The sequence below is a fragment of the uncultured Bacteroides sp. genome, from assembly GCF_905207245.1.
Lineage (GTDB): Bacteria > Bacteroidota > Bacteroidia > Bacteroidales > Bacteroidaceae > Bacteroides.
Window position 1 is genome coordinate 1 of record NZ_CAJLKP010000033.1, and the last position, 12,867, is coordinate 12,867.

At 45.3% G+C, this 12,867-nt stretch carries 14 protein-coding genes; 6 read left to right on the forward strand and 8 right to left on the reverse strand.

Features of this window, described 5'->3' with window-relative positions; genetic code table 11:
• From QZ135_RS11520 to QZ135_RS11535, 4 genes are all read left to right on the forward strand, one after another.
• A partial coding sequence (locus QZ135_RS11520; protein ID WP_294609198.1) for a ferredoxin domain-containing protein occupies positions 1-164 on the forward strand: 164 nt, incomplete at its 5' end.
• Between the two features lie 33 nt (positions 165-197).
• Positions 198-1,235: an agmatine deiminase family protein gene (locus QZ135_RS11525; RefSeq protein ID WP_294609200.1), complete on the forward strand. Its 1,038-nt coding sequence runs from the start codon at positions 198-200 to the stop codon at positions 1,233-1,235.
• Positions 1,236-1,248: 13 nt separating this feature from the next.
• Positions 1,249-2,133: a carbon-nitrogen hydrolase gene (locus tag QZ135_RS11530; protein WP_294609120.1), complete on the forward strand. Its 885-nt coding sequence runs from the start codon at positions 1,249-1,251 to the stop codon at positions 2,131-2,133.
• 22 nt (positions 2,134-2,155) lie between these two features.
• Complete coding sequence (locus tag QZ135_RS11535) at positions 2,156-3,325, forward strand: clostripain-related cysteine peptidase (RefSeq protein WP_294609122.1); 1,170 nt, start codon at positions 2,156-2,158, stop codon at positions 3,323-3,325.
• A 23-nt stretch (positions 3,326-3,348) separates the two neighbouring features.
• Here QZ135_RS11535 and QZ135_RS11540 read toward each other — a convergent pair whose 3' ends face one another.
• From QZ135_RS11540 to QZ135_RS11550, 3 genes are all read right to left on the reverse strand, one after another.
• Complete coding sequence (locus QZ135_RS11540) at positions 3,349-3,738, reverse strand: GtrA family protein (RefSeq protein WP_294609124.1); 390 nt, start codon at positions 3,736-3,738, stop codon at positions 3,349-3,351.
• A gap of 17 nt (positions 3,739-3,755) precedes the next feature.
• Positions 3,756-5,513 carry an aspartate--tRNA ligase gene (gene aspS / locus QZ135_RS11545; RefSeq protein ID WP_294609126.1) on the reverse strand — a complete coding sequence of 586 codons (1,758 nt, stop codon included), beginning with the start codon at positions 5,511-5,513 and terminating at the stop codon, positions 3,756-3,758.
• Positions 5,514-5,607: 94 nt separating this feature from the next.
• A complete protein-coding gene (locus tag QZ135_RS11550; RefSeq protein WP_007218543.1) occupies positions 5,608-6,639 on the reverse strand; it encodes a diacylglycerol kinase family protein in 1,032 nt (343 codons plus the stop codon).
• A gap of 210 nt (positions 6,640-6,849) precedes the next feature.
• On the opposite strand from QZ135_RS11550, the gene QZ135_RS11555 reads away from it, so the two are divergent.
• Together QZ135_RS11555 and QZ135_RS11560 are read left to right on the forward strand one after the other, a co-directional pair.
• On the forward strand, positions 6,850-8,037 hold the full coding sequence (locus tag QZ135_RS11555; protein WP_294609128.1) for an aminotransferase class I/II-fold pyridoxal phosphate-dependent enzyme: 1,188 nt from the start codon (positions 6,850-6,852) through the stop codon (positions 8,035-8,037).
• A 103-nt stretch (positions 8,038-8,140) separates the two neighbouring features.
• A complete protein-coding gene (locus QZ135_RS11560; RefSeq protein WP_294609130.1) occupies positions 8,141-9,292 on the forward strand; it encodes an acyltransferase in 1,152 nt (383 codons plus the stop codon).
• A 10-nt stretch (positions 9,293-9,302) separates the two neighbouring features.
• Here the strand turns inward: QZ135_RS11560 and QZ135_RS11565 are convergent, their stop codons facing one another.
• The 5 genes from QZ135_RS11565 to QZ135_RS11585 all read right to left on the reverse strand — a co-directional run bounded on the left by QZ135_RS11565 (position 9,303) and on the right by QZ135_RS11585 (position 12,621).
• The gene (locus QZ135_RS11565) at positions 9,303-9,794 is read right to left on the reverse strand and encodes an N-acetylmuramoyl-L-alanine amidase (RefSeq protein WP_294609132.1); all 492 of its coding nucleotides are present in this window, start codon (positions 9,792-9,794) and stop codon (positions 9,303-9,305) included.
• Between the two features lie 18 nt (positions 9,795-9,812).
• Positions 9,813-9,911, reverse strand: coding sequence for a smalltalk protein (locus tag QZ135_RS11570; RefSeq protein ID WP_182021424.1), 99 nt, complete (start codon positions 9,909-9,911; stop codon positions 9,813-9,815).
• A 102-nt stretch (positions 9,912-10,013) separates the two neighbouring features.
• Entirely contained in the window at positions 10,014-10,496 is a 483-nt protein-coding gene (locus QZ135_RS11575) for an HU family DNA-binding protein (RefSeq protein WP_294609136.1), read from the reverse strand.
• A gap of 147 nt (positions 10,497-10,643) precedes the next feature.
• On the reverse strand, positions 10,644-12,020 hold the full coding sequence (dnaB, locus tag QZ135_RS11580) for a replicative DNA helicase (protein WP_294609138.1): 1,377 nt from the start codon (positions 12,018-12,020) through the stop codon (positions 10,644-10,646).
• A complete protein-coding gene (locus QZ135_RS11585) occupies positions 12,004-12,621 on the reverse strand; it encodes a hypothetical protein (RefSeq protein ID WP_294609140.1) in 618 nt (205 codons plus the stop codon). The genes dnaB and QZ135_RS11585 overlap by 17 nt, the downstream gene beginning before the upstream one ends.
• Positions 12,622-12,867: the final 246 nt, after the last annotated feature.

The window sequence follows — 12,867 nt, forward strand, 5'->3', positions numbered from 1 at the left end:
CAGCCGATTTACGTGTAGATACACGCGTCATGTTTTCCGCCGGACTTGCCGCACAGCAATTGGAATGGTTGCCTGGCTGTAAATCCGTGTATGCTATTCCGGTCAGTGCATCGACCAAGAATCCGTTCTTCGACCGTAAACCGAAAGAAGAGAAGAAAGAGTGATTTTAAGTGATAATGTGATAAAACGATAAGATGATGAGCGATAAGGATTTGAAAACCAGTCTTCCTGCCGAATGGGCTTCACAAAGTGGGATACAACTGACCTGGCCCCATGCCGGAACGGATTGGGGGTACATGCTTACGGAAGTGCGGTCATGTTTCACTGCTATTGCCCGCGAGATAGCTAAACGGGAATTACTTCTCATTGTGACTCCCGAACCGGAGGAAGTCAGAAAACAAATCTTAGCTACCGTCAATATGGAGAATGTCCGTTTCATGGAGTGTGAAACGAATGATACTTGGGCGCGCGACCACGGAGCAATCACCCTGCTCAATGCAGATGGCCCTTCCCTTCTTGATTTCACTTTCAATGGCTGGGGATTGAAATTTGCTTCGGATAAAGATAACCTGATTACCCGCCAAGCTGTGGAAGCAGGTTTTCTGTATGGTCGTTATATAAATCGTCTTGGCTTTGTCTTGGAAGGCGGTTCCATTGAGAGCGACGGGCAGGGAACGTTACTTACCACTTCCGAGTGTTTGCTTTCTCCCAATCGTAACGGACAGATGAGTCGCGATGAAATCGAAGCATATCTTTGTTCCGTGTTTCATCTGCAACGCGTGCTCTGGCTCGACCACGGCTATCTGGCAGGAGACGATACGGATAGCCATGTCGATACCCTTGCCCGTTTATGCTCTCCGGATACTATCGCTTATGTGCAATGCACCGATACTCAGGACGAGCACTACGAAGCTCTCCACCGGATGGAAGAACAACTGAAAACTTTCCGTACTATGAGTGGAGAACCCTATCGCCTGTTGGCATTACCTATGGTGGATAAGATTGAAGAAGAAGGTGAACGCCTCCCTGCTACGTATGCCAATTTCTTGATAATGAATGATGCGGTGCTCTATCCTACTTATTGCCAACCGGAGAATGATGCCCGTGCCAAAGAAGTCTTGCAGGAAGCTTTTCCTGAATATGAAATTGTCGGCATTGATTGCCGGGCATTAATCAAGCAGCACGGTTCCCTTCATTGTGTAACGATGCAATATCCTACAGGAGTATTGAAATAAAAACAGAAGATATATGAGAAAAATAAAAGTCGGTATTATCCAGCAAGCCAATACATCAGACCTTCGTACGAACCTGATGAATCTGGCTAAAAGTATAGAAGCCTGCGCCGCCCATGGTGCTCAACTGGTGGTTTTGCAGGAATTGCATAACTCCCTGTATTTCTGCCAGACTGAAAATACGCAATTGTTTGATATGGCAGAGACGATTCCCGGCCCTTCCACCGGATTTTATTCCGAACTGGCTGCTGCCAATAAAATTGTGTTGGTGACTTCCTTGTTTGAGAAACGTGCACCGGGACTCTACCATAATACAGCAGTTGTTTTCGATAGCGATGGAAGCATTGCCGGAAAATATCGTAAAATGCACATTCCCGATGACCCTGCCTATTATGAAAAGTTCTATTTTACCCCCGGTGATATTGGTTTTGAACCCATTCAGACTTCTATCGGAAAGCTGGGCGTGCTCGTTTGTTGGGATCAATGGTATCCCGAAGCTGCCCGCCTTATGGCATTGAAAGGCGCCGAATTGCTGATATACCCCACCGCCATTGGTTGGGAAAGCAGTGACACCGACGATGAAAAAGCCCGCCAACTCAATGCCTGGATTATCTCACAGCGTGCCCATGCCGTAGCCAACGGATTGCCGGTCATTTCCGTCAACCGTGTCGGTCATGAACCCGATCCGTCCATGCAGACAAATGGTATTCAGTTTTGGGGAAATAGTTTTGTTGCAGGTCCGCAAGGCGAATTCCTGGCGCAAGCTGGAAACGACCATCCTGAAAATATGGTAGTGGAAATAGATATGGAACGTTCTGAAAATGTCCGTCGCTGGTGGCCTTTCTTGCGCGACCGTCGTATTGATGAATATGGAGGATTGACGAAACGATTCCTTGATTAATATGCTATAACCCTGATAATCTATGAAGAAGTTTGTATTCCTTTTTTTAGTCTTGTCCTTCTTCCTGACCTCGTGTGAGAAGGAAGATACTCCTGAGCTACCGGTAGTTCAACGGACAGTGTTTGTTTATATGCCTTGGTCAACCAATTTGTTGTCGGATTTCCAAAATAATATCAACGACATGGAAATCGCTATAAAAAAAGGGATACTTAAAAACGAACGTGTGCTTGTGTTTCTCTCTACTACTTCGAAAGATGCTACGCTTTTTGAGTTTCAGTATAAAGATGGCAAGTATATTCGGCATACACTGAAGGAATATGAGAATCCTGCTTTTACCACAGCAGCAGGTATTACTTCAATCTTGAATGATGTCAAGGGTTATGCTCCTGCTAACAGCTATTCTATGATTATAGGCAGTCATGGACTGGGTTGGATTCCTGTTTCAAGTGCATCAACCCGTAGTGTTGGACAACAGATGCATTGGGATAGTCAAGCAACATACAGAACCCGTCTGTTTGGAGGAATAACCTCTGAATTTCAGACGGATATTACCACATTTGCCAAAGGGATTTCCGATGCAGGTTTAAAGATGGAATATATTATGTTTGATGATTGCTACATGTCATGTGTTGAAGTGGCCTATGATCTGAAGGACGTCACTCATTATCTGATTGGCTGTCCCACTGAAATCATGGTTCATGGTATGCCTTATGAGGATATGTGTGCTTATTTATTTGGTGAGGTCGACTATGCTGGTATTTGTGAGGTTTTTCTTGACTTTTATCAGAACTATGAATTGATGCCTTGCGGAACCATCGGTGTAACGGACTGTTCGGAGTTGGATGAGTTGGCTGCTATTATGAAGGAAATTAATAGTAAATATACTTTCGATACTTCTTTGTTGAATTCAGTACAGATAATGGATGGCTATTCACCTGTGATATTTTTTGATTTAGGAGATTATGTTGCTAAGCTTTGCTCAGATCAGGACTTACTGAATAAATTCAATACACAGTTGAATCGTACTGTGCCTTCTGCATTTAAAAGTCATACAGAGTATTTTTATACGGCAGTAGGTTATGGCAGGAAAGTCAAGATAAACGCTTATTCCGGAATAACCATTTCAGATATCAGTACCCACAGATATGCGGCTAAAAAATCAGAGACGGCTTGGTATAAAGCCACCCATTAATTCATTTAGAATAAGAATGTTCTTTATTTAAATGTCACCTTCTTGTTCATTATGAAGTTTACCCCTCCGTAAATGAACAATCCCAGGAACTGGGCAAGATACTCATCGCAGTTCAGTCCCTCGACCAATACTACCAGAAATAGGAATTGCGCCAGATATGCCATTCCGAAAGCGATAGAAAAGAGCAACACCTGCCTCCAGGTGTTGCTCTTCTTTTCTTTATCATCCAAAGGAAATATCCAGTGCTTGCACCAGATAAAATTATGAGTCTGTGCAATGACGTAAGCGGTTATGTTAGAGAGCATATAGTCAATGTCCAGTTCATCCATCATCAGCCAGATGACTGCTGCTATAATCAAGGCATTCAGCGTACCGATTACCGCAAAACGGAAGATGCGTCTCGACTCTCTCACAACAAATTAACCTACTCTTACTCTTTGATGTCTACAATCAGATTCAGTTCGTCCAACTGAGACGGATCAAGCGCTGCGGGGGCATCCAGCATCACGTCGCGTCCACTGTTATTCTTCGGGAATGCGATGCAGTCACGAATACTATCCAATCCGGCAAAGAGAGATACCCAACGATCAAGACCATATGCCAATCCACCATGAGGGGGTGCACCATATTTGAATGCATTCATCAGGAAGCCGAATTGTTCTTCTGCTTTTTCAGGAGTGAAGCCCAAGATTTCGAACATCTTTGCCTGCAACTTCGGATCGTGGATACGGATTGAACCGCCACCAACTTCCACGCCATTGATTACCATATCATAAGCATCTGCACGTACAGCTGCCGGATCAGTGTCCAATAAAGCAATGTCTTCATCCTTAGGATGGGTAAACGGATGGTGCATAGCCATCAAACGGTTTTCTTGCTCGCTCCATTCAAACATCGGGAAGTCTACCACCCACAGGCATGCAAATGTATTCTTATCACGCAGTCCCAACTGGCTACCCATTTCCAGACGAAGCTCGCAAAGTTGCTTGCGTGTCTTCATGATGTCGTCGCCGCTCAAAATCAGAATCAAGTCACCCGGTTTGGCACCAAAAGCTTCTTTCATCTGTTGCAGTACTTCCTGCGTATAGAATTTGTCAACGCTTGATTTTACATTTCCGTCTTCCTCTACACGGGCGTAAACCATACCTTTTGCACCAATCTGCGGTCTCTTCACAAATTCCGTCAGTGCATCCAGTTGTTTGCGGGTGTAGTGTGCGGCACCTTCGGCACAGATACCACCAATATATTCGGCACTATCAAATACAGAGAAGCCATGACCTTTCAGTATATCCATCAGCTCTACGAACTTCATACCGAAACGCAAGTCGGGTTTGTCGCTACCATAATATTTCATGGCGTCTGCCCATGCCATACGCTGGAACTGACCTTCCAATTCCACACCGCGGATTTCTTTGAACAGATATTTCGTCATACCTTCAAACAGGTTGATGATGTCGTCCTGTTCCACGAAAGACATTTCACAGTCTATTTGAGTAAATTCCGGCTGACGGTCGGCACGAAGGTCCTCGTCACGGAAACACTTGGCAATCTGGAAGTAACGGTCGAAACCGGATACCATCAGCAATTGCTTCAAAGTCTGCGGGCTTTGCGGCAAAGCGTAGAACTGTCCCGGATTCATGCGTGAGGGCACCACGAAATCGCGTGCACCTTCCGGAGTAGAGCCTACCAGTACAGGAGTTTCCACTTCGATGAAACCCTGGCTGTCCAGGTAGCGGCGTACCTCAATGGTCATTCTATGGCGGAGTTCCAGATTCCTGCGTACCGACGGACGGCGCAAATCCAGATAACGGTATTTCATGCGGATATCGTCGCCACCATCCGTATTATCTTCGATGGTGAACGGAGGTGTCAGAGCTGCATTCAGCACATTCAGTTCCGATACGATGATTTCAATATCTCCGGTCGGGATATTGGCATTCTTGCTGAAGCGTTCGTTCACCGTTCCTGTAATCTGAATGACGAATTCGCGTCCCAGGCGATTGGCGTTCTCGCAAAGTGCGGCGTCCACCTCTTCGTTGAAAACTAACTGGGTGATACCGTAACGGTCGCGGAGGTCAATGAATGTCATGCCTCCCATTTTGCGGCTGCGCTGCACCCAACCTGCCAGCGTTACTTGCTTATTGACATCGGAGATACGAAGTTCTCCGCAGGTGTGTGATCTAAACATCTTGATAATTATAAATTATAAATTGGCTGCGCTGTCAGGGCGCATACTTAATTGCTTACGACGTGCAAAAATACAGATTTATTTTATAAAAAACTCAGATTTTCGTTAACTTCTTAATCTGCTCTTTACTCTTATCCAATATCATCTTATTCTTATGCACAATCTCCTCATTGATCTGCTTCAGGCCATTTATGTAATCCTGTGCCCGTTGCAATACATTCGAAGAGTCTTTTTCGGCATACCGGGGGATGATTACCTGCAATCCTTCTTTGATAACCTTCACGTCAATGTTTTCCCCCATCATCATCGGGTCCCCGTCAAAGTGCACTACCCCCGGTTTGGTACGGTGGATGCGCAACGTCTGGCAACGGAAAGTTTTGATACGGCTATTTTGGTCTATAGTCTTATTAAACAGTTGGAAAGAAAGGGAGGGCACATCCAGCACCGTGAAGGGCTCAAGGATGGTCACGTCCAGTAATCCGTCCGTCAGCATGGCCTGTGGAGCTATGTATGCATTGTTTCCGTATTGCGAAGCGTTGCCGCAGGCTATCAGGAAAGCCTTATACTTTAAGGTACCGTCTTCCGTTTCCAGTTCGTAAGTTTCAGGCTGATATTTCAGGCTCTCCAGGAGAGTCTTTTCTAAATAAGTAAGAGGCCCTCTCCTGCCCGCCTTTGCAAACTTCAGGCTGACAAAAGCATCAAACCCCACACCGCAGGTGCAGAAGAAAGGCACTTCATTGATTTTTCCGTAATCGATGACGTCTATAATTCCTTCGTTGATGATTTCTATCGCCTTTTTGGGCTCCATTGAAATTTGCAGGTGGCGTGCGAGTCCGTTTCCCGAACCACACGGAATAATGCCCAATGCAGTTTTTGTATGCACCAGCGAACGGGCTATTTCGTTGATCGTACCGTCGCCGCCAATAGCCACTACAGCATGCACATTTTCCTTTGCTTTTTGTGCAGCAATTTCAACAGCATGTCCGGCATATTCGGTATAGATTACCTCTTGAACATACTTTGCCTTATCCAGCTTTTCATCGAGCAGATGGAGGATTTGCTCTTTGCTCTGCGTACCGGATTTCGGATTTATAATGAATGATATTTTCTTTTTTTCTTCGTCCATGCAAGGGTTGTTTCACTATGCAATTTTATAAATGGCAAAAGTAATACAAATACTTGAATTTTTAACCATAGAGTGGGCTTTAATCCATAGGCAAATATATTTTTTAGTAAAAAAAGAACAGATAAGCACATATTTTGCTATCTTTGCCCCCTGTTTTCAAAAGGCTTGTAACTAAGAGTTAAATATTTCATATTATATAATAAACATTTCATGGGATTACTACAAGACAAATTGGCGAAATACGACCTGCCACAGCAATATATGGCAATGGGCGTATACCCCTATTTCCGCACAATTGACAGCCATCAGGATACTGAGGTGTTGATGGATGGTAAAAAAGTCCTGATGTTCGGTTCGAATGCTTATACAGGACTGACTTACGATAAAAGAATAATAGAAGCCGCAAAAGCTGCCACAGATAAATACGGTACAGGTTGTGCAGGTTCCCGTTTATTAAATGGAACTCTTGATATACACGTAGAGTTGGAAAAAGAATTGGCTGAGTTTGTCGGAAAAGACGATGCACTCTGTTTTTCCACTGGATTTACTGTAAATGAAGGTGTTATTCCGCAATTAACGGGACGTAATGATTACATTATCTGTGACGATCGCGTGCATGCTTCCATCGTGGATGGCCGCCGCCTCTCCTTCTCTACTCAATTGAAGTACAAACATAACGATATGGCCGATCTGGAAAAAGAACTCCAGAAATGTGAGCCGGATGCTATCAAACTGATTGTAGTGGATAGTGTTTTCTCTATGGAAGGCGACCTTGCCAACCTCCCCGAAATCGTACGTTTGAAGAAGAAATACAATGCCAGCATCATGGTGGACGAAGCACACGGATTGGGTGTATTCGGAAAACAGGGACGCGGTGTTTGCGATCATTTCGGTGTGACGGAGGATATCGACCTGATTATGGGTACGTTCAGCAAGTCACTGGCTTCTATCGGTGGTTTCGTTGCCGGAGATGCTTCGGTAATCAACTGGTTGCGCCACAATGCCCGTTCTTATATATTCCAGGCAAGTAACACGCCTGCCGCTACGGCTGCTGCCCGTGAAGCTCTTCACATCATTATGAACGAACCGGAGCGTCAGCAACGTCTGTGGGACATCACCAACTATGCATTGAAGAAATTCCGTGATGCAGGTTTCGAAATCGGTGAAACTGAATCTCCCATCATTCCGCTGTATGTGCGTGATGCGGAAAAGACATTTATCGTAACTAAGATGGCGTTTGATGAAGGTATCTTCATTAATCCGGTTATTCCGCCCGCTTGTGCACCTCAAGATACGCTGGTGCGCGTAGCATTGATGGCTACTCACACCAAAGAGCAGGTAGACTATGCTGTTGAGAAGTTGACGAAATGTTTCCGTGAACTCGGAGTGATTGAATAAGGATTTTCCTGAAATCAGATAAAATGAAAAGAGACTGTCTTAAGGCAGTCTCTTTTTTTGTATCTTTGCCATCTGAAAATATTAACTTAATACTAAGAAACAAATGTCTAATACCCCCTCAGCAGCATTTTCGGATACCAAGGCGCATTACGATCTTCTGGACGGACTTCGTGGTGTAGCGGCTCTTATGGTAATATGGTATCATATATTCGAAGGCTATGCTTTTGCAAGCGATACTATGATTACAACGTTCAATCATGGATATTTAGCCGTAGATTTTTTCTTTATCCTTTCAGGTTTCGTTATCGGCTATGCCTATGATGACCGTTGGGGTAAGAGTCTTACAATGAAAGATTTCTTTAAGCGCCGTTTGATACGTCTTCATCCTATGGTGATAATGGGGGCTGTTCTGGGTGCTATTACATTTTGTATTCAGGGGTCCGTGCAATGGGATGGAACACATATCGGCATCTCCATGATAATGCTGTCCCTGCTTTGCACGATATTCTTTATTCCCGCAATGCCGGGCGTAGGTTATGAAGTGCGTGGCAACGGTGAGATGTTTCCGTTGAACGGGCCTTGCTGGTCGTTGTTCTTCGAGTATATAGGTAATATTCTATATGCCTTGTTTATCCGTCGCTTATCCAATAAGGCGCTGACTACGCTCGTTGTATTGTTGGGAGTGGCATTGGCGCTATTCGCAGTCTTCGATGTTTCCGGTTATGGAAATATAGGTGTGGGCTGGACATTGGACGGTGTCAACTTTGGCGGCGGATTATTGAGAATGTTGTTCCCGTTTTCTGTGGGTATGCTTATGTCGCGTAACTTCAAGCCTATGAAGGTGAAAGGCGCGTTCTGGATATGTACCATTGTATTGATTGCTTTGTTCTCAGTACCCTATCTGGAAGGTGTGGAGCCGATTTGCACAAATGGGCTTTATGAAGCATTTTGTATAATCGTGGCTTTCCCCGCCCTTGTATGGATAGGAGCGTCGGGAGCTACTACGGATAAAAAGTCCACTCAGATATGTAAGTTTCTGGGAGATATCTCTTATCCGATTTATGTGATACATTATCCGTTCATGTATCTGTTCTATGCATGGCTGATTAAAAATCAACTCTTTACTTTGGGAGAGACCTGGCAGGTTGCTTTATGCGTTTATGCCTTGAATGTAGTGTTGGCTTACCTGTGCTTGAAGCTGTATGATGAGCCTATACGAAAATATTTGGCTAAACGGTTTTTAAAGAAGAAGTGATTACGCCCTTTCAGGGCTCCTTATCATTTTCCAGATACATCGGATTTACCGGAGGAGGATTTTGCAGGATCTCTGTTGCATCGAAACAGGGACATTCCTTGATCCACTCTTCCGGTTCTATTTCACCGTTATGATTCAGGTCGGGGCTGAGATTGCGATGCCCCACTACTCTGCTACCGGGATAATCCCGCAATAACAGCATCACCAATATACGAAGGGAATGTTTCTGAAAATCAGTCCTTGTGTCAGAAGCGCGACCGTTCGTATCCAACCCACCTTCATAACATATACCTATTGAGTGAGCATTGTATCCTTTCGCATGTGCACCGGGGTTTTCTATGCGGCGAAGGCTTTTTATATCCCCGTTCTTCCTTATATAATAATGATAACCTGCACCGGAGAATCCCCGGCGCAGGTGGTCTATAGTTAAGTCATATTCCGTATAGCAACGGTCAGCGCGGGTGGCGCTGCAATGAATGATGATTAAATCAATTTTTCTCATTTCTTATTTATTCCTAATTTATCTGACCGTCATCGCATGCGCACTCAGTGCACCCAACACAGCCGAAGCCACTGCAATTACAATTTTCAACACAGCATCCCAAGTCAATTTCTTCATAACACATCAAGTTTAGGTAAACTACAAGCCACGCCCTCCCACCGCGTAGCTTTCATTCTTTAATTATTAATTTTTAATTTCTAAAGCTGGAGGCTTTAGACTCTATCCCAGCGGGTCTTCCTCCAATCCTCCTTCAGGTTTATTGGAAGATCCCCCTTCTTCTTCTGTTTTTTCCAGAGAGAATGTCACATTCGCAGTACTTCTGGTTTGGGCGTTGCTGCCATTAACCAGTTTCAATTCCTTGTCCGGAACAAAGCGGATATTAACGCGTGAGATATTCCTTACCGTACATTTGTCCGCCGCTTCTGTGCCCGGACAACAGAACGTCATGTGAAATGTGCCGAACTTGTTCAGCTTCACCTTATTACCATTGGCAAGGCTTTCCTGAACTTCTTCTACAAGGGCCTCAATCACATGTTTCACATCGCCTTTGGTCATGGCGCAATTCTTCTCAATGGCGGCGGCCAGCACGTCGATATCCACCTTGCCACAGGTGCGGGGGACTTGACGGAGATAATACAACTTTTGGGAATCGGGATCACTGACAATCTTTCTGCGCAGATAGCGCTCTACAAGTACATCCATAAGTAAATAAAAATTAAGTTAAGGTTTAAGTTTTGCTTGCTCTCTCAAGCGTGATACAAAGATACAAAACTAGAGAGGAAAAGTCAAGTATTATGCTATTTATTTTTCAATTATTTTTAATGAATAATTGATGTGGTAATAGTTACTTTATTTGGCATTTTGCATCAACCATTCCATGGGTGGAACATAGTCTCCCATCTTTGTCAAACTCGGATTATGATGAAAGTAGACGTCTCCTGTCTCTCCATTGCGATGCTTGGCCACGATCACTACTCCCAGTCCTTCAGCGGGATATTTGCTTTTCCGGTCTATCGTCTGGCCGCAGATGGCGGGACGATACAGCAACATCACCATGTCCGCATCCTGTTCGATGGCTCCACTCTCACGCAGATCGCTCAATTCCGGGCGATGTCCGGGCCGGCCTGCACTTTCACGGTTCAACTGGCTCAGAAGCAATACAGGGATATTTAGCTCCTTAGCCAGTAATTTGGCCTTGCGACTTGCCTGCGCTACCTCCTGTTCCCGGTTCCGGTTACTTTGGTCGGACTTCATATCGCAGAGTTGCAGGTAATCCAGAATCACCATATTGCACTTTCCCTTGCTTTTCAGCATCCGGGCCGAAGAACGCACCCGGTCCATGCTTGTCACCGGATGATCGTCTATGTGGATGGGCAGGCGGGCAAGTTCGGCGGTGGCATTGCGTATCTGGCGCAATTCTTCCGGAGTCAATTGCCCGCTTTTCAGGTGCTGCGGATTGACGTCCGGCGTGGCTGTCAGCAACCATCGGTCGCCCAGACGCTCGCCTTGCATTTCGAGGCTGTATACAGCTACATGGTGGCCTGCCATGGCTGCCGACCGTGCCAGGTGAAGGGCAAAGGCAGTTTTACCTACCGAAGGACGGGCGGCAATGACAATCAAGTCTCCGCATTGCCAGCCCGAAGTGAGATTGTCCAAGTCGGTAAATCCGGTAGGGACTCCTGTGATTCCATTCTTGCTGGCTGCAATGCGCATCTCTACTTGCGCAAAGGTATCCTCCATCAACTGATCCATCGAACGTAGATGGTCGGTAGTGCCGCATTCATTTTCAAGGCGATCCAGCAACGCATGCGCGTCTATCAGTGTGTCGGCAATGTCTATGGTTTCATCGGTGGCGGATGCCAGTAGTTTGTGGAAGCCGAGTCTCATCTCGCGCCTTACAAACTTCTGCCGGAGAATGAGTACATGATATTCCAGATGGGCGGAAGAAGCCACCTGCCCACTGATACACGTCAGGGTGAAAGGGCCTCCTACGGCATCCAGCTTGCCGCGGGCACCGAGCTCATCCCTTACGGTGATGAGGTCGATGGACTTTCCCGCGCGATACATGGCTTGCAGGGCGGCATATATTTCAAGGTTCTTTTCTTCGTAGAACATTTCAGGACGCAGCTTGTCTGCTACAAGGGGCATGGCTTCACGCTCCATCATGCAGGCACTCAGGATGACTTCTTCAAGCTCGGCGTCGTGCGGATTAATCAAAGTACTCATTACTAAAGGCTTTATTAGATAAATAATTGGCTGCTTGCAGGCAGTATTTGATGTCACTGAGGTGGAAATAATATTCATTGATGTTATCCAGGGCGAGCTTCTTTTCTTCGGCGGACAGCTTTTTCCATTCCCGTTTGGCACGTCCGATATTTAATTTCTGTCTTTCGGTGATTTCGTGGTAGGCATCCCAGAAGATGTCGAACTCACCACTATTGGTTCCCGGTTTAGAGGGGATACGCTCACTCTTTCCAGTTAGCAGGTCATAGTCCGGTATGCGAATGTGCGTGGTGTATGGGTTGACAAGCCTTTCTATAAAACCTTCATCAAACATCCTGCGAAAGAAGTAACGGGTGCGGTTTCGGTTCCAGCCGAATATCTCCGCCCAATGGTTTAGCGTGAGGACGGACTCGCCCCGTCGGCATTCGAACGAATACCCATTGATGCAACAGGTGGTTGGGCTGTAGTTAACGTGTGTCAGTACCAGTACAAAAGCTTCAAAATGTCCTTTTGCCTGCTGGTTTAAAATCATTTGTTCTTCAAATAATACTTTCGGAAACAGGACATATCCTTTACTCAAAATACCCTGAAGGTGGTTATTCATGCTTTTTCTTGTTTAATTGATTGATGTTTCAAAATTACTCCTTTACCGCAGGGAATGCAATTATCCGGTTATGAAAGGTTAAATAATCCAGTTTTGATTAATGACAGAGGGGGATCTTGGCTGGATTTTTTATCACCACCCCTTTCACACCCCTCTTACTCTTCTGAACCCCTTTGTGGATAAGGGTTTAGGAGAATAGTAAAAAAACGTTTTCACACCCCCTTTCACCCCATAATATATATTATA